Origin of the sequence: Nocardia sp. CA-120079 (assembly GCF_050955745.1) — a bacterium.
Taxonomy (GTDB): Bacteria; Actinomycetota; Actinomycetes; order Mycobacteriales; family Mycobacteriaceae; genus Nocardia.
In genome coordinates this window covers 5,548,847-5,564,270 of record NZ_CP192088.1, presented here as the reverse complement: position 1 = coordinate 5,564,270, position 15,424 = coordinate 5,548,847, and the positions used below count along the sequence as shown (strand labels likewise).

Below are 15,424 nucleotides of genomic sequence, written 5' to 3'. Positions count from 1 at the left end.
CATTACGCAGTAGTCTCTCGGGCGTAGATGTAGTAGCGGTAGACGCCGTCCCCCGGATCGGCGCTCAGCGGCCACTCGCCGTCGGCGATGAACCATGCCCATTCGAGAGCGAGGCCCGCGTCGCGTTCGGCGATCGACTTGGCCCGGTCCAACGAGGCGTCGGTGCCGAGGGCCCGGTCGTCGGTACCGCAGAACTCGCAGCTGTGCACCCGCCGCACCTCGTATGCGATCACTCGGTTACCTCCGGGCATCCAGGTTGGACCCGATTGTTCGGGTGTGCACCGATAACGCTCGACGGGTGCGGCCGATAAACAGCTCGACAGGCTCGTCCGCTCGGGGGGACCGCGTGTCGAACGGGGAGTTCCGGAAGTGGCGTCCGCAACGAATCGGTGGGGGCACCAGTTCGAATCGAATACGCAAGGGATGTGTTCCGATGTCGATATCGACGGTGAAATATCTGGTGCCGCTGGGCTGCTGCGCGGTACTCGCGTTGGCCGGTTGCTCGGGCGGTGATCATGGCCACGGTGCGGCCGCAGGTACTAGCGCAGTGCCGACCAGCGTCGGTAGCCGTGGGCCGGGGGCGAGCGCGGTAGCCACCGACCAACCAACTGGAGCGAACGGCGAACCGGCGTCGCCGTTGCCGCCGATACCGGCATGCGTCGGCAGCCAGCTCATCGTCGGCGTGGAACCGATATCGCCGGGTGCGGGCCACCGCGGTGTGCGCGTGCATTTCTCGGTCGTGGGCGCCAGCGGTGCGTGCACGCTGACCGGATACCCGGGCGTGGATACCGGCCCAGGCGGGCCGCTCCTGCATGCCGAGCGCACCTTGCGCGGCTATCTGGGCGGTCTCCCTGCCGATATCGATACGCCACCGACCGTCGTCCTGGACCACGACCACAATGCCGAGGCAGTGGTCGAGGGCGGCGCGGTCGATGCGGAAGGCAACCAGTGCCCGACGTACACGAAACTTTTGGTCACCGCCCCGAACACCACCGACACGCACGCGGTCGGCACCACCATCGACACCTGCACGCTGAGCGTTCACCCGGTGACCACCCAATAGCGATTTCAGAGGTTGCCGACAATGTGTTCCAAGCGGCGGGCCACCAGTTCTCGGGCCTGTTCACGCAGGGCGGGACGGTAGCCGCTCGGGTATACCGGGTCGCCCGGGGTGTAGTCCTTCAAGACTTCCTTGGCGAGGGTGATCTTGTGAACCTCGGTGGGGCCGTCGGCGATCGCCATGACCTCGGCGTAATTCATCATGTCGACGAACGGTAGGTCCTGGCTGACGCCGATCGCGCCGTGCAGATGCAGTGCGCGCTGGGCGATATCGTGCATCACCTTCGGCATTGCCACCTTGATGGCGGCAATGTCCTTGCGGACCTTCAGATAGTCCTGTTCTTTATCGATCCGCCAGGCGGTGCGCAGGACGAGCAGGCGGAACTGCTCCATCTCGATCCAGCTGTCGGCGATGCGCTCCTGGGTCATCTGCAAACCCGCGAGGGCCCCCTTGCGCATCGGCCGGGAGACCGCGCGTTCGGCCATCATGTCGAAGGCCTTGCGCACCAACGCGACTGTGCGCATCGCGTGGTGCACCCGACCGCCGCCGAGGCGGGTCTGCGCGACGATGAAGCCCATACCCTCCTGGCCGAGCAGGTGGTCGGCGGGCACCCGGACATCGGTGAAGCGCAGATGTCCCTCGTGCTCGCTGAAACCGTGCACGTGGAAGTTCTTCACGATCTCCAGGCCGGGGGTGTCGGCGGGCACGATGAACATCGACATGCCCTGGTACGGGCTGACATCCGGATTCGTGACCACCATGACGATATGGAAGCTGGCGAACTGCGCGTTCGAGTTGAACCACTTCTCGCCGTTGATGACCCAGGAGTCGCCGTCGCGCACGGCGCGGGTCTTGAACAGCGTCGGATCCGATCCGCCGGTCGGTTCGGTCATGACATAGCAGGAACCGATCTCACCGGCCAGCAGCGGCTCCAGGTACCTGGCCTTCTGTTCCTCGGTGCCGTAGTGCGCGAGGATCTCCGCGTTACCGGAATCCGGTGCCTGGCAACCGAATACCGACGGCGCCCACACCGAAGTACCGAGCACCTCGTTGAGCAGGCCGAGTTTGAGCTGCCCGTAGCCGGGGCCGCCCAGTTCCGGTCCGAGATGGCAGGCCCACAGTCCCTGTTCCTTCACCTTCTCCTTCAGCGGCCGCATCAGCGCCATCGCCTCGGTATTGGTGCGGTCATAGGGATTCGGGTAGAGCAGATCGAGGGGCTCCACCTCGGTACGTACGAACTCCGCCGCCCAGTCCAACTTCTGCTGGTATTCCGGGTCGGTTTCGAAATCCCAAGCCATGGTCAGCCTTTCGTGTCGGTGATGCCGTCGAGAACGGTGGACGCCACAATGTCGGCGATTTCATCGGGGGAGCGCCCGCCGTGCGGGCGGTACCAGAAGGTCACCATGTTCAGCATGCCGAGCACACTGTTGGTGACTACGTGGTCGTCGGTACGCAGCAGGCCCGCCGCATGTCCCGCGTCGATGACGCGCTGCCAGCAGGCCTGTATTTCGTCACGCATTTCCTGTAGTTCTTCGCCGCGCTCACCGGTCAGTGCGGTGACATCGCGCAATTGGATGGCGACCTCGCGGTGGTGCTCGATGATCAGCCCGACGTGGCTGTGGATCAGCTTGCGCAACTTGACGATCGGGTCATCGATGCCGCGGGAGATCCGCTGGGCATCGGTGAGCATGAGCTGGATGTAATCGCGCAGGATCTGCCAGAGCAACTCCTCCTTGGAACCGATGTGGTAGTACAGCGCACCCCGCTGCACTCCGGCCCGATCGCCGATTTCCGCGACGCCGGTACCGTGGAAACCCTGCTCCGCGAACAGTTCCACCGCGGCCGCCACGATGCGCGCCCTGGTCGCCTCGGCTGTGGTCTCCGTGGCCGGTGGACGACCGCGACGACGAGGCGAGGCCAACTCGGGCCCGCCCGTCACCCGGCCACCACCCCGCACGGAATCGCCGCGCGATGCTGCGGTCATCGGCGTGGATCCAGGACGACTTTGGAAACCCCATCGGCACGGTCGGCGAACATGCGGTAGGCGTTCGCACCATCCGACATCCGGAATCGGTGTGTGACAACGACTTCGGGCCGGATTCGACCGGCCGCGGTGAGTCGCAGCAGTGCGGGCAGTTCGTATTGGATCGAGCAGAGTCCGATATGGAATTCGAGCTCCTTGACCTGAGCCAACTGCATATGGAACGGGAAGGCGCGATTGTGACTTACGCCGACCACGCCGACCCGGCCGCGATGCCCGACGGCGCTGATGGCGAGCTTGATGGTCGCATCGGCGCCGACCGCCTCGATCGCGACATCCGCGCCACCGCTGAGCATTTCGCGGATGACGGTCTTGGGCTCGTCGGATTCGATGATCTCCGCGCCCAATTCGGCGGCGCGCTTGCGGCGGTCGGCAACCAGATCCACCCCGAGCACCCGCGCCGCGCCCATCGCGAACGCCGACTGCACGGCCATCAGCCCGACCGGTCCCAGCCCGATCACCACCACGGTCTCACCGGGTGCGATGCGGGTGCGGCGCGCGCCGTACCAAGCGGTGGGCGCGTTGTCGGTGAGCACGATCGCGGCCTCATCGCTGATCGAATCGGGCAGCCGCACCAGATTCCCTTCGGCATGGGGGACCGCGAGATATTCCGCCTGCGCGCCGGCGAGCGATCCGCCGAGTCCATAGCAGGCGTCGGCAGGCATCGGATGACGTTCACAGGCTGCCACGATGCCGGCCTTGCACTTCGCACAGCGGTTGCAGCCGACGGATGCGGAGACCAGCACCCGGTCACCGACCACGAAACCCTGCATATCCGCGCCCAATTCGACGATCTCGCCGACCGCCTCGTGGCCCACGCTGTATCCGGTGCCGTCGGTGAAGCCGTGCCCGGCATAGATGTGCAGATCACTACCGCAGATTCCGGCGGCGGTCACCCGAACGATTGCGCCGTCGCGGCCCGGCAGTATCGGATCGGGCACTTCGGTGTACGAGATCTGTTGCGGTCCTTGGTAAGTCAGTGCCTTCATCGCCAACCACCGTCCAGTGCCAGAGTCGCGCCGGTGCAATACGCCGAGGCGTCCGTCGCGAAGTACAGTGCCGCGCCGACGATCTCATCCGGGCGGCCGATCCGTCCGAGTGCCATATGCCGAGTCAGCTCAGTACGCAGCTCAGCGGGCCACGCCTTGGAAATATCCGTCTCGAACGGACCGCATTGAATCGTGTTGACCCGCACCGTCGGCGCGAAACTCTGCGCGAGTCCGCCGGTGAGATTGGCCAATCCCGCCTTGGCCGCCGCATAGGGCACCGCGAGCGGTTCCGGTCGTTGGGCCTCGATCGAGGAGATATTGATGATCGACCCGCCACCGGCGGCGGCCATCCTGGTGCCGATCAAGGTCGACAAACGGAACGGGCCCTTGAGATTGACCGCGATCACCTTGTCGAACATGTCCTCGCTCACCTGATCCAGGCTCGGATACAGCAGCGACATCCCGGCATTGTTGACCAGCACATCGACCTTGCCGAACTCCGCGTAGGCCGCCTCGACCAGCGCATCGCACTGCGCCCAATCGCTGACATTGCACGCCACCGGCAGTGCGCGCCGACCGTGGGTGTTCTTCACCTCATCGGCCAGCTCGACACACCCGTCGAGTTTGCGACTTGCGATCACCACATCCGCACCGGCCGCGGCGAAGGCCAGCACCATCTCTCGGCCGAGCCCGCGGCTACCGCCCGTGACCAGCGCGACCTTATCCGCTAACGACTGTCCTGGCATTGCGCTCCATTGCTCCGGCCGCCGGTAATGTTCCAATCAGTACATTAATTCCGCCGGGCGATACAATCAAGGCCCCGACACACCGTCACATCACTACCGATGGGTAACATTGGTTGCGATTTTTCCCACCCGGCTTTCTCAAAAGTGAGGCAGTAGATGACAGAGCGGATTCAGGTCGGCGGGCTCCAGGTGGCCAGCGTTCTCCACGAGTTCATCGAGAACGAGGCGCTCCCCGGAACCGGCGTAGATTCCGCCGCGTTCTGGGCCGGAGCCGAGCAGGTCATCAACGACCTCGCTCCGCGCAACCGCGCCCTGCTGGCCGAACGCGACGAGATCCAGGGCAAGCTCGATGCCTGGCACGCCGAGCACCCCGGCGCGAACTACGACAAGGCCGCCTACAAGAGCTTCCTCGGCGATATCGGCTACCTGCGCGCGGAACCGACCGACTTCGAGATCGCCACCCAGAATGTGGACGACGAGATCGCCACCACCGCGGGCCCGCAGCTGGTGGTGCCGGTGATGAACGCCCGCTTCGCGATCAATGCCGCGAACGCGCGCTGGGGTTCGCTCTACGACGCCCTCTACGGCACCGACGCCATCTCCGAGGCCGACGGCGGCGAGAAGGGCACCGGCTACAACCCGGTCCGCGGCAGCCGCGTGATCGAGTTCGCGCGCAAGTTCCTCGATACCGCCGCCCCGCTGGCCAACGGCTCGCACCGGTCCTCGACGCACTACGCGATCGATGGCGGGCAGTTGGCGGTGACGCTGAGCAACGACGAGGTCACCACGCTGGCCGCCGATGGCGCGGAACTGGTCGGCTACCTGGGCGATCCGGCCTCACCGACTTCGATCCTGTTGAAGCACAACGGCTTGCACATCGACATCCAGATCGATCCGGCCTCGCCGATCGGCAAGACCGATCCGGCGGGCGTCAAGGACGTGGTGCTGGAGTCCGCGGTCACCACGATCATGGACTTCGAGGATTCGGTCGCCGCAGTGGACGCCGAGGACAAGGTGCTCTGCTACCACAACTGGCTCGGCCTGATGAAGGGTGAGCTGGCGGAAAAGGTGACCAAGGGCGACAAGACCTTCACCCGCACCATGAACCCGGATCGCGTCTACACCGCGCTCGGCGGCGGCGAGCTGGTGCTGCACGGCCGGTCGCTGCTGTTCGTGCGCAACGTCGGCCACCTGATGACCTCCGACGCGATCATCGACGCCGCGGGCAACGATGTGCCCGAGGGCATCATGGACGGTCTGATCACCTCGCTGATCGCCAAGCACAGCCTGCTCGGCGATACGAAGTTGAAGAACAGCCGCACCGGTTCGGTCTACATCGTGAAGCCGAAGATGCACGGCCCGGACGAGGTCGCCTTCACCAACGAGCTGTTCGGCCGGATCGAGGACGTCCTCGGCCTGACCCGCAACACCCTCAAGGTCGGCATCATGGACGAGGAGCGCCGCACCACGGTCAACCTGAAGGCCTGTATCCAGGCCGCCGCGCAGCGCGTGGTGTTCATCAACACCGGCTTCCTGGACCGCACCGGCGACGAGATCCACACCTCCATGGAGGCCGGGCCGATGGTCCGCAAGGCCGAGATGAAGACCCAGCAGTGGATCCTGTCCTACGAGGACTGGAACGTCGACACCGGCTTGGCCGCCGGCCTGCCCGGCAAGGCGCAGATCGGTAAGGGCATGTGGGCCATGCCGGATCTGATGCACGACATGCTCGAGCAGAAGATCGGACACCCGCGTGCGGGCGCCAACACCGCCTGGGTGCCGTCGCCGACCGCGGCCACGCTGCATGCCACGCACTACCACCAGGTCGACGTGTTCGAGCGGCAGCAGGAGATCGCCGCAGGTGGCCGTCGCGCTACCGTCGATCAGATCCTGGAGATCCCGCTCGCGGGCGATCCGAACTGGACCGATGAGGAGAAGCGTCAGGAGTTGGACAACAACTCCCAGGGCATCCTCGGCTATGTGGTGCGCTGGATCGACCAGGGTGTCGGCTGCTCCAAGGTGCCCGATATCCGGGATATCGGTCTCATGGAAGACCGTGCGACCCTGCGCATTTCGAGCCAGCTGATGGCGAACTGGCTGCGTCACGGTGTGGTCACCGCCGATGAGGTGGTGGCCAGCCTGGAGCGGATGGCGCCGGTGGTGGACAAGCAGAATGCGGGCGACCCGAACTACCGGCCGATGGCGGCGGACTTCGCGGGCAGCATCGCATTCCAGGCCGCGAAGGAGCTGGTGCTGGAGGGCACCAAGCAGCCGAATGGCTACACCGAGCCGATCCTGCACCGACGTCGCCGTGAGGCCAAGGCGCTGGCTTGCGTCTAAGGCGTTCGATAACGATCCGTTACCCTGGGCGCTGCACGAGACAGTCGGATGTGAGGAAGTTTTATGGGAAGCGTTGTCCTTGATGTATTCGCCCTGGTTGTGAATCGCGCGGCGATGTTCTGGAACTGGATGGCCACCGGTTCGGCCGGTTTCCCGCCGCTGTAATAGCCGAGCTGAACGTCTGGTACGACGACCCCCGGTCCCGGCCCCTCGATGGGATGCCGAGGCCGGGGGTTTCCTTTGCCCGGTGAGATATCTCCACAGACGGTGAGCCGATTCCCTTCGGGGACAGGGCGGATCGACGTATCTTCTTTGGCATGAACAGCGGCCGCCTCCGACCGACACCGTTGTGGTTCGAGCTCTGGATGGGCGCCATCACCACCGTCATCGCGCTGCTCTGTGCCGCGCTGTGTTGGGAATTGGCTGCTCAGGGCAGCTTTCCGGCCAAAGTCCTGCTATGGGTGGGACTTTCGGTGGTCGGGCTGGTCGCGATCGTCTTCGCCATCCTGGGCTTGATCCGCTATCACGCTGTCCTCGTGAGCCTTACCGCACCGCTACTGATCGCCGCCCTCGCCGCGCTGGTGTGGTACGAAGTCCCCGAAACCGCGGGGTGGCGCCTGTCCCGCCCCATCCTCGAAGATCAGGCCACCGCCTGCGCTAATCCGGGCCACCGCACCCGCCTCGGCGTCTACACCGTCACCTACGTCACCCGCCGCGACGGTGCCTGCCTGTTCTATGTCAGTGGCGGAGCCACCAATTCCGAAGGCTTCGCCTACTTCCCGGACAGCGCCCCGAGTACCGGGCCGGCCGGCCCCGGCGGCATCGGCTACGAACCCTTCCACGGTCCCTGGTATCGCTTCGTCGAAAACACCTGACAGATCGGGCGAGGCCGCCATCGCCGTACAGCTCAGCGCACGACAGCAACCAGTGTTCGGATGATCATGAAGATTGCGGCCACACCGAAACAGGCCAGTCCGACCACCCATACAGTGAACATCTGCCGCATCGGTATCAGCTTGTCCAGCCAGCCGACGTCGAGGTCGATGTTCTGGTGTTGCGTCTCGAAGACAGGACCGTGTGAACTCCAGGTGCCCGCGCCGATCTGTTGATCTTCGAACCGCTCCAGCCACAGCGCGTCCTTGCGTTCGGCAAGGCGATGGCTCGCCATGAGCATTATCGAAATGAACGACACGATCAGCGCGAGTAGCGACGAGGCTATGCGCGCGATGGAATCGTTGTCGGCACCCATCGAGATACTGAACAGGAATGCCTGGGCAGTCAGACTGAGGGCGGGAACCTGCCAGAGCAGGTTCTCGTATTGCAGGCGTCGGTCCGCCACGGTCCGGTAGACCGGATCCAGATCGGCCGAACGGCGGGGCGCTGCCTCGTCCACAAGGGGTACTGTCGCACAGTCGCGCAGACTTGGTGGGTGTTTGTCACGTTCGGGATGCGGTGCGCACCAGGATGAGGATGCTGACCAGGAGCACCCACGCCGGGAAGGCCAGCGTCATCCATCTGCTCGTTTCGCCGGCCACCAGGAGTGCCAGGGCCGCTAGATAGCTGACACCGGCGAGCCAGCGCGGCATCAGCCCGGTCTTCAGCCAGATCGTCGCGAGCGAGATCATGAACACGGCCGCCATCCGCAGTGCGTAGGTCTGGCATGCCGAAACCACGATCATCTTGCCGAAGTCGACCACCGCGGCGCGGGCGGCCGGGTCGGTGACGTCGGTGTTGCTGGACACCAGACCGGCGGCGACGGCGGTGCCGACGAACATCATCGCCAGGAACAGCAGCCCGCTACCGAGGAATACCGATAGGAAGAACCGGTCTTCGTAGCGCCCGAATCCGTCACGGACGACGCCGATGAACCACAGGAAGCTGATTCCGGCGAACGGCATGAGCACTGTCGCCGTTCTGATCGCGTTCTGCCGACTGGTCAGCCAACGAGTCGAGCCTTCGATGCCGTCGGGCATGTCGATACGGATCAAGATCAGCGTTATTCCGAACAACACCGCGAAGACCACTCCGGCCAGTGCGGCCGCTCGCGGTGTCGACAACCGATGCGGGGTCGGCTCGGTGTGTTGCGGCGATGTCGACATGCCGTCATCCTGTCAAATCCGAGCGCCGGTGGCTGTATTTCCGGCCCAGGTCTGATCTGCTCGTTGTGCTCCCGGCACACAATTCAACGCACCGACGTCGTCGATCGAATTCCGTCTTGGTTACCGGTGCTGTTTGGGTTTCGGCGAGATCGGCCGAGGCATAGCATATTGAAAGTCCAGCTTACTGCGGTGCGGAAGGCGGGTGAAGATATGACGACGACCGAGCCCGACTGGAGTAGACCGGCGGCGACGGCCATTCCGGCGGAGGGCTATTTCGAGTTGGAGCGGGGCAGGTACGGCCCGATCTATCCCCGGACGCCGGCCTGCTACGGGTTCTCGATCATCGCCAAGGTGAAGCCGGGTCGTGAGGAGGCTATTCGCGCATACGGCAAGCAGATCCAGGATGCGATCGCAGCTGGTCCGGATGTGCTGGCGCCGCTGCGGCTGCACTATCTGCGGTGGGTGTTGTTCGACGTCGGATCGGGACTGCATTTCCAATATCAGGGCATTTTCGACACCGATTTCGACAAATACACCGAGGACGCCGTGGCCCTGTTCTCCCAGACCGGTATCACCACGGTTTTCACCAATCTCGAGGGATTTCCGGAGGATTGGAAGGAAAACCCGGAGGCGTTCGTGAAATTTGTTCGCGAACACCAGTTTCCGAGCTTCCTCGAATACGGCGAGTACCCCTACGTCACCGCCGACGAGATCAAAAAGGCGCTGCGGCTGAAAGCAGCGTTCTCCGACATGCTCGACCAGATGCAGTAACCCCGTGGGCCATGCTCGAACTCGACGATATTCAGCACATCCTGCTGACCCGGACCCCGGCGGTGACCGGCCGCTACGAGTTCCTGTCCTTCGATGATCCCGTCGGGGCTCGGGCTTGGTTGACGCCGCTGGTGGACCGCGTGCAATCGGCGGCGGACGTGCGCGCGACGATGGACAGTTCCGACCGCTGGGTCACGCTGGCCTTCACCTGGCGCGGGCTGCGGGCGCTCGGCGTGCCGGAAGAAACGCTCGCCACCTTCCCGGACGAGTTCCGCGAAGGCATGGCCGCACGCGCTGACATCCTGGGTGACACGGGCGCTTGTTCTCCCGACAACTGGGTGGGTGGGCTGGCCGGTGACGACCTGCACGCCATCGCGATCCTGTTCGCCCGCACCGATGCCGAGCATCAGCGCTGCACCACTGAACACCACAAACTGATCGCCCGCTGCTCCGGTGTGCGCGTGTTGTCGTTCCTGGATCTGAACGCGACGCCGCCCTTCGACTACGCCCACGATCATTTCGGGTTCCGAGATCGGTTGTCCCAGCCGGTGATCGACGGATCCGGCGAAGCGCCGACGCCAGGTTCGGGGGCACCGCTGCAACCCGGTGAATTCATCCTGGGCTACCCCGACGAGGACGGACCGGCACGAGCGCTGCCGCAGCCGGAGGTGTTGTTCCGCAACGGAAGCTATATGGCCTACCGGCGGCTACAAGAACATGTCGGCGCGTTTCGGAACTATCTGCGCGAGAACTCGGACACCCCGGACGGGCAGGAGTTGCTCGCCGCGAAGCTTATGGGGCGCTGGCGCAGCGGCGCACCCCTGGTGCTGGCACCGGACCGGGATGATCCGGCGCTGGGCGCGGATCCCATGCGCAACAACGACTTCAACTACAGGGAAATGGATCCGCACGGCTATGCGGTACCGCTCGGCGCCCATGCGCGGCGTCTGAATCCCCGTGATACCGCGGCGAACATGAACCGCCGCAGAATGATTCGCCGTGGCGCCACCTACGGGCCCGCGCTACCCGAGGATAGCCCCGACGACGGAGCGGACCGCGGGATCGCCGCGTTCATCATCTGCGCCAGCCTGGTTCGCCAGTTCGAGTTCGCCCAGAACGTCTGGATCAACGACAAGACATTTCACGAACTCGGCAACGAACACGACCCCATCTGCGGCACCCAGGACGGCACCCTCGACTTCACGATCCCCAGGCGGCCCATCCGCAAAGTGCACAAGGGACTGCCGGCTTTCACCACGCTCAAAGGCGGCGCGTACTTCTTCCTCCCGAGCATCAACGCTCTGCGATACCTGGCCACGCTCGACAGTCGAGAGGACTCTCAATGACCGTGTCAAGTCGTAGCAGTGACGGGAGTCGGTGTGTCGAGGGTGAATTCGCGGTTGTCGCGCAGCAGCGCCCAGAGCACGTCGACCAGGCGCCTGGCCAGGGCTAGGAGTGCTTGGGTATGGATGAGTCGTTCACCACGTTTTCGGTCGTAGAACTGTCGCGAGGGCCCGTTCTCGTAGCGCAGGCTCGACAAGGCTGCCATGAAGAACACGCGCCGCATGCGCCGGTTGTAGCGTTTCGGGCGGTGCAGGTTGCCGCTGACCCGGCCCGAGTCGCGGGGGACCGGGACGAGGCCGGCGTAGGAGGCCAAGCGGCCCGCGCTGGCGAAGCCGGCCAGGTCACCTCCGGTACCGACGAGGAACTCCGCCCCCAGACTCGGACCCATGCCGGGCAGGGATTCGATGATGCGTGCCCACGGGTGTGCCCGGAATCGGGTCGTGACGAGTTTGTCGGTGTCCTTGATCTCACGGTCCAGATCCAGCAGCTTGCGGGCGATGCGTTTGACCAGCATCGCGGTGTCTGCCTCGCCGGGCAGGGCCAGGCTCTGGCGTCCGGCGGCGTCGAGGGCGGTGGCGGCCGCTTTGGCGATGCCTGGTTTCCAGGCGCCGTTGTCGGTGAGATGTGTTGTGACACCGTCGATTCCGGCTGCTCGAATCTCGGCGGGGGTGCACATTGCAGCGACGAGGATCAGCGGGGTCCGGTTCGAGTAGTCGAACGCGGCCTCCAACGCGGGGAAGATCGACCCGAGCAGGGCGCGCAGCCGGTTGACCCCGGCCACCCAATCCGCCATCAGATCGGTGCGGTAGCTGGTCAGCTGGGTCAGCCCGACCACGAGTTCGTCGGGCATCACGACCTGGTTGAGATCCTCACGCAGGCGGGCGCTCTGGGCGATCACCCGCGCGTCCTTGGCGTCAGTCTTGCCCTCGCCGCGGAAGCCGCCGGTCATCGAATTCACCACCCGGCCCGGCACATACGTCACCGCCTGATCTGCGGCCAACAGCACTGTGATCAGCAGCAACGCCATCGGGCTGGTCAGATCGATCGCCCAGCGCACCCGCTCGGCACCGCGCTCGGCGCGGGCGATCAACGCTTCGATCGCGGCTTGGTCGTTTCCGAACTTCTGGCTGAACACCGTTTTTCCGGTCTCGTCGACCCCGCACGCGTGATGCGCGTGTTTGCCGACATCGATCCCGACCCAAATCTCCGGGCGAACATCCACCCACGTGCTCCTTGACTCCAAAGTCATTGCGCCCATGGACAACTCCGCCGACAGATCCCTAACCAGCGACGACCGCAACAAGCTCTCAATCAGCAGCCGGAGCGTCCAGCGCGGCGGGGCAGCCAGTCCTCTCGAGCCTCGACCGAGGCAAAACACCATCAGCTACACCCCACCGCCCTGGGCATCCAGGGCACCAACCCCAGACACCTACAAACTTAGGGTGACACCATGAGCAGCACCCTCCCGCCGGCACGCACCTACAACCAGAACCACATTCCGCGCAACCACGACGGGCGACGGCGGATGAGCATCTATTGGACATGGAGCTATCCGTGGGAGGCCCAACGCGATCCCGCCGAGATGTACAACCGCTTCTCGACAATGACCGAGGTCCGCAACGTGCTGTGGCCGAGCTACGAGACTCCGGAATACGACGCCGCGCACTTCCTGCAGGGCATCGCAGGCACACTGGAGCTGTTCCATCGCTCGACGCTGGCGTTCCAGCAGTTGGCCGCAGAGGCCACCGGTCACCCCGTCGCTGTGTTCCAGCGCATCGACCAGGCCGGCTACACCTTGCCGATCGACGAGCGGATCCTGGCCGACACCGACACCCTGATGGTGTTCGGGCTCGATCACGTCCTTTCCGAGCAGCACGCCACCGCAGCCGAGATCGATGCGATCCGCGACTGGCTGCAACGCGAAGGCACCTGCCTGCTGCTGGCGCCACACCACGACGTCGGGTGCACCGACGACTACGCGCAGCGACAAATGGAATACGCGCATCACGGTGACCCGCTGGTGCCGCGGCAGCAACGATTCGGCCAGTACACACGCTCGCTCATGCAGGCCCTCGATGTTCCGGTGCACAACAAATGGGGCCTGCGCCCCGCCGTCGTGGACGGCACCAATGAGATCGCACCCTTGACTGGGTTCCGCGATCTGGACGTACCCCGGCTGCTGGACAATGTGACGACGTTCAACTTCCACCCTCATCTACCGCACTACGAGCTCACCGCGCCGGAATCCGACTCGCTTCGTGTCCTGGGCCGCCAGCGTGTCGACCCCCAACGGCCCCATCCCTTCACCGCCGCAGGCAATACCGAATTCAATACGTTGATCTGGATGCCACCCGCCGACAGACGAGCCGGCGATATCGTGCTCATCGACTCCACCAACTTCACCACGCTGTTCGGCGGGACCGACAGCCTCCGTAACCTCTGGCACAACCTGGCCACCATGAAGTGACCACTGGTTCAGGGCTTGGGTTCGATCCAGAGGGCTTCGGCTACGGCGCAGAGATCGCCGGAGGGCGTGGCGAGAGCGATGCCGACCGTGTGTTTGCGGCCTTGGTGGCTGATGGGCCAGGCGTAGGAGATGTAGGGGGAGTCGGGGTAGACGGGGCGGAGCTGGGTGGCGGTGAGGGCCGCGGTTACGCCGCCGAAGCTCATACCTTGTTTTCGCATGGCGGTCCAGCCGCCGGGGCAGTCGAGAGCGGACCAGACGACTTCCGGCGGGAGTCGGCCGGATTCGTCGGCAAGGCCGCGATCCGGAGTCCAGGCGGCGATGACGAGATCGTGATCCGGTGTGTCCCAGGTGAGTAGGCGCAGGCCGCGGCCGGGTGCGCAGGCGGCGCCGCAGCCATAGCAGTCGGTGACGCGGCGCGACACCATGGCCGCGTCGGTGACCGCCTTCGCCTCGGCCCAGCTCGGGGCGGGCGGCGGATCGATCGTGAGTGCCGCCGGAGTCGATTCGGCGAGCAGCGCGCCGACGGGATCGGTCAGCGTGTAGCCGCCGGATCTGGTGGGGCGCAATGACATCGGGGTCTTCAGCGACACCCTGGCGCGGAAGTCGACGCGTATCTCGGCGGCCTCGCACGGCCCGGCCAGCAGGCCCGCGACGTAGCCGCCGAACGCCACGTCGGGATATCCGTGCACGTGTTCGGGGACGGTGACTGTCTCGGTCTGGATCACGGGTCGCTCGCGCCTTTCTGTGCCGTCGATCTGGATCGACCGTACCTCCGGATTCGGGCGCATCGGAATCGGCGACAGCGAATGCGCACGGGTACGTGTCATCGCCGGCCGGCAGGTAAGCGCGATGTGCGCAGGGCACGACACTGCGGCAAACTCTGAGCTGGCACAGCCCGTATCCGATGATGGGGCGCGAGTCGGCTATTGCGTGGCCCGACCACCTAGTTGGGTGAGTAGCACGCTGATCACACCGGCCTCCTGACTCTGGCTCTGGAACATCGAGCGCGCGGTTTCCTTGACCGGGCCCGGGGGCAGAAGCTCGTCGGCGGCACGAGCCATCACCAGTCCGCCTTGATGGTGACGAAACATCAATTGCAGGAACAGTATTTCGGCATCGTAACCGCGGGCTGTGGACAGGACGTCGAGTTCGGCGGCAGTCGCCATACCCGGCATCGCATCGCCGCTCGACTGACCCGCGCTCGGATGATGTCGCGACACAGCCGCATCGGGGTGCATCCATGCCATCGGATGCGACGACAGCGGTGACGCATCGGCCAGCCGCAACCACCCGAGCATGGTCCCGATCTCGATGCGCTGCGTATCCGAAAGCTGTTGTGCCAGCCGCAGGACGGTCGGGTCCACGTCACGATCCAAGCGCTGCACCATGATCAGCGCCTGCTGATGATGCGCGGTCATATCCTGCGCGAATCCGATCTCGACCGCGTTGAAAACCGGTGCGGTCGTATGCTGTTCGGGCAATACGAGCGGCCGCAGCGCCGCGCCGAGCACAACCAGGACGAACGCAACCGAGGCGAGCGCCGCGACTCGGAACCAACGGGACACAG

The 15,424-nt window shown here is 65.0% G+C and carries 16 protein-coding genes; 6 read left to right on the top strand and 10 right to left on the bottom strand.

The genetic code is table 11. From position 1 onward, the window contains the following. Positions 1–2 precede the first annotated feature (2 nt). Positions 3–233 carry a hypothetical protein gene (locus ACQPYR_RS25645; protein WP_433621494.1) on the bottom strand — a complete coding sequence of 77 codons (231 nt, stop codon included), beginning with the start codon at positions 231–233 and terminating at the stop codon, positions 3–5. Positions 234–433: 200 nt separating this feature from the next. On the opposite strand from ACQPYR_RS25645, the gene ACQPYR_RS25640 reads away from it, so the two are divergent. Continuing rightward, on the top strand, positions 434–1,063 hold the full coding sequence (locus ACQPYR_RS25640) for a DUF4232 domain-containing protein (RefSeq protein WP_433621493.1): 630 nt from the start codon (positions 434–436) through the stop codon (positions 1,061–1,063). Between the two features lie 5 nt (positions 1,064–1,068). Here ACQPYR_RS25640 and ACQPYR_RS25635 read toward each other — a convergent pair whose 3' ends face one another. From ACQPYR_RS25635 to ACQPYR_RS25620, 4 genes are read right to left on the bottom strand one after another with little or no spacing between them, the layout of a single operon-like run. Beyond that, the gene (locus tag ACQPYR_RS25635; RefSeq protein WP_433621492.1) at positions 1,069–2,358 is read right to left on the bottom strand and encodes an acyl-CoA dehydrogenase family protein; all 1,290 of its coding nucleotides are present in this window, start codon (positions 2,356–2,358) and stop codon (positions 1,069–1,071) included. Between the two features lie 2 nt (positions 2,359–2,360). Continuing rightward, positions 2,361–3,044, bottom strand: coding sequence for a TetR/AcrR family transcriptional regulator (locus ACQPYR_RS25630; protein WP_433621491.1), 684 nt, complete (start codon positions 3,042–3,044; stop codon positions 2,361–2,363). Continuing rightward, complete coding sequence (locus ACQPYR_RS25625) at positions 3,041–4,090, bottom strand: alcohol dehydrogenase catalytic domain-containing protein (RefSeq protein WP_433621490.1); 1,050 nt, start codon at positions 4,088–4,090, stop codon at positions 3,041–3,043. The genes ACQPYR_RS25630 and ACQPYR_RS25625 overlap by 4 nt, the downstream gene beginning before the upstream one ends. Continuing rightward, positions 4,087–4,836 carry an SDR family NAD(P)-dependent oxidoreductase gene (locus tag ACQPYR_RS25620; protein ID WP_433621489.1) on the bottom strand — a complete coding sequence of 250 codons (750 nt, stop codon included), beginning with the start codon at positions 4,834–4,836 and terminating at the stop codon, positions 4,087–4,089. The genes ACQPYR_RS25625 and ACQPYR_RS25620 overlap by 4 nt, the downstream gene beginning before the upstream one ends. A 156-nt stretch (positions 4,837–4,992) precedes the next feature. Between ACQPYR_RS25620 and ACQPYR_RS25615 the strand changes: the two genes are divergently transcribed. Together ACQPYR_RS25615 and ACQPYR_RS25610 are read left to right on the top strand one after the other, a co-directional pair. Further along, positions 4,993–7,176: a malate synthase G gene (locus tag ACQPYR_RS25615; protein WP_433621488.1), complete on the top strand. Its 2,184-nt coding sequence runs from the start codon at positions 4,993–4,995 to the stop codon at positions 7,174–7,176. A gap of 317 nt (positions 7,177–7,493) precedes the next feature. Beyond that, positions 7,494–8,051, top strand: coding sequence for a hypothetical protein (locus tag ACQPYR_RS25610; protein ID WP_433621487.1), 558 nt, complete (start codon positions 7,494–7,496; stop codon positions 8,049–8,051). Between the two features lie 32 nt (positions 8,052–8,083). Here the strand turns inward: ACQPYR_RS25610 and ACQPYR_RS25605 are convergent, their stop codons facing one another. Beyond that, a complete protein-coding gene (locus tag ACQPYR_RS25605) occupies positions 8,084–8,569 on the bottom strand; it encodes a hypothetical protein (protein ID WP_433621486.1) in 486 nt (161 codons plus the stop codon). 43 nt (positions 8,570–8,612) lie between these two features. After that, entirely contained in the window at positions 8,613–9,275 is a 663-nt protein-coding gene (locus ACQPYR_RS25600) for a hypothetical protein (protein WP_433621485.1), read from the bottom strand. Positions 9,276–9,485: 210 nt separating this feature from the next. On the opposite strand from ACQPYR_RS25600, the gene ACQPYR_RS25595 reads away from it, so the two are divergent. Continuing rightward, positions 9,486–10,046: a hypothetical protein gene (locus tag ACQPYR_RS25595; RefSeq protein WP_433621484.1), complete on the top strand. Its 561-nt coding sequence runs from the start codon at positions 9,486–9,488 to the stop codon at positions 10,044–10,046. 11 nt (positions 10,047–10,057) lie between these two features. Beyond that, a complete protein-coding gene (locus ACQPYR_RS25590) occupies positions 10,058–11,392 on the top strand; it encodes a Dyp-type peroxidase (protein ID WP_433621483.1) in 1,335 nt (444 codons plus the stop codon). A gap of 5 nt (positions 11,393–11,397) precedes the next feature. On the opposite strand, the gene ACQPYR_RS25585 is transcribed toward ACQPYR_RS25590, so the two are convergent. Continuing rightward, positions 11,398–12,612 (bottom strand): IS110 family transposase, encoded by a 1,215-nt coding sequence (locus ACQPYR_RS25585; protein WP_433621482.1) that lies wholly within the window; start codon positions 12,610–12,612, stop codon positions 11,398–11,400. 228 nt (positions 12,613–12,840) lie between these two features. Between ACQPYR_RS25585 and ACQPYR_RS25580 the strand changes: the two genes are divergently transcribed. Next, on the top strand, positions 12,841–13,857 hold the full coding sequence (locus ACQPYR_RS25580) for a hypothetical protein (protein WP_433621481.1): 1,017 nt from the start codon (positions 12,841–12,843) through the stop codon (positions 13,855–13,857). Positions 13,858–13,865: 8 nt separating this feature from the next. On the opposite strand, the gene ACQPYR_RS25575 is transcribed toward ACQPYR_RS25580, so the two are convergent. Then, the gene (locus ACQPYR_RS25575) at positions 13,866–14,684 is read right to left on the bottom strand and encodes a hypothetical protein (protein ID WP_433621480.1); all 819 of its coding nucleotides are present in this window, start codon (positions 14,682–14,684) and stop codon (positions 13,866–13,868) included. A gap of 96 nt (positions 14,685–14,780) precedes the next feature. Next, a complete protein-coding gene (locus tag ACQPYR_RS25570) occupies positions 14,781–15,422 on the bottom strand; it encodes a DUF305 domain-containing protein (protein WP_433621479.1) in 642 nt (213 codons plus the stop codon). Positions 15,423–15,424 lie beyond the last annotated feature (2 nt).

Coding starts and splice junctions, on each gene's coding strand:
- ACQPYR_RS25640 (WP_433621493.1), top strand. CDS start 434: ATGTCGATATCGACGGTGAAATATCTGGTGCCGCTGGGCTGCTGCGCG.
- ACQPYR_RS25635 (WP_433621492.1), bottom strand. CDS start 2,358: ATGGCTTGGGATTTCGAAACCGACCCGGAATACCAGCAGAAGTTGGAC.
- ACQPYR_RS25630 (WP_433621491.1), bottom strand. CDS start 3,044: ATGACCGCAGCATCGCGCGGCGATTCCGTGCGGGGTGGTGGCCGGGTG.
- ACQPYR_RS25625 (WP_433621490.1), bottom strand. CDS start 4,090: ATGAAGGCACTGACTTACCAAGGACCGCAACAGATCTCGTACACCGAA.
- ACQPYR_RS25620 (WP_433621489.1), bottom strand. CDS start 4,836: ATGCCAGGACAGTCGTTAGCGGATAAGGTCGCGCTGGTCACGGGCGGT.
- ACQPYR_RS25615 (WP_433621488.1), top strand. CDS start 4,993: ATGACAGAGCGGATTCAGGTCGGCGGGCTCCAGGTGGCCAGCGTTCTC.
- ACQPYR_RS25610 (WP_433621487.1), top strand. CDS start 7,494: ATGAACAGCGGCCGCCTCCGACCGACACCGTTGTGGTTCGAGCTCTGG.
- ACQPYR_RS25600 (WP_433621485.1), bottom strand. CDS start 9,275: ATGTCGACATCGCCGCAACACACCGAGCCGACCCCGCATCGGTTGTCG.
- ACQPYR_RS25595 (WP_433621484.1), top strand. CDS start 9,486: ATGACGACGACCGAGCCCGACTGGAGTAGACCGGCGGCGACGGCCATT.
- ACQPYR_RS25590 (WP_433621483.1), top strand. CDS start 10,058: ATGCTCGAACTCGACGATATTCAGCACATCCTGCTGACCCGGACCCCG.
- ACQPYR_RS25580 (WP_433621481.1), top strand. CDS start 12,841: ATGAGCAGCACCCTCCCGCCGGCACGCACCTACAACCAGAACCACATT.
- ACQPYR_RS25575 (WP_433621480.1), bottom strand. CDS start 14,684: ATGACACGTACCCGTGCGCATTCGCTGTCGCCGATTCCGATGCGCCCG.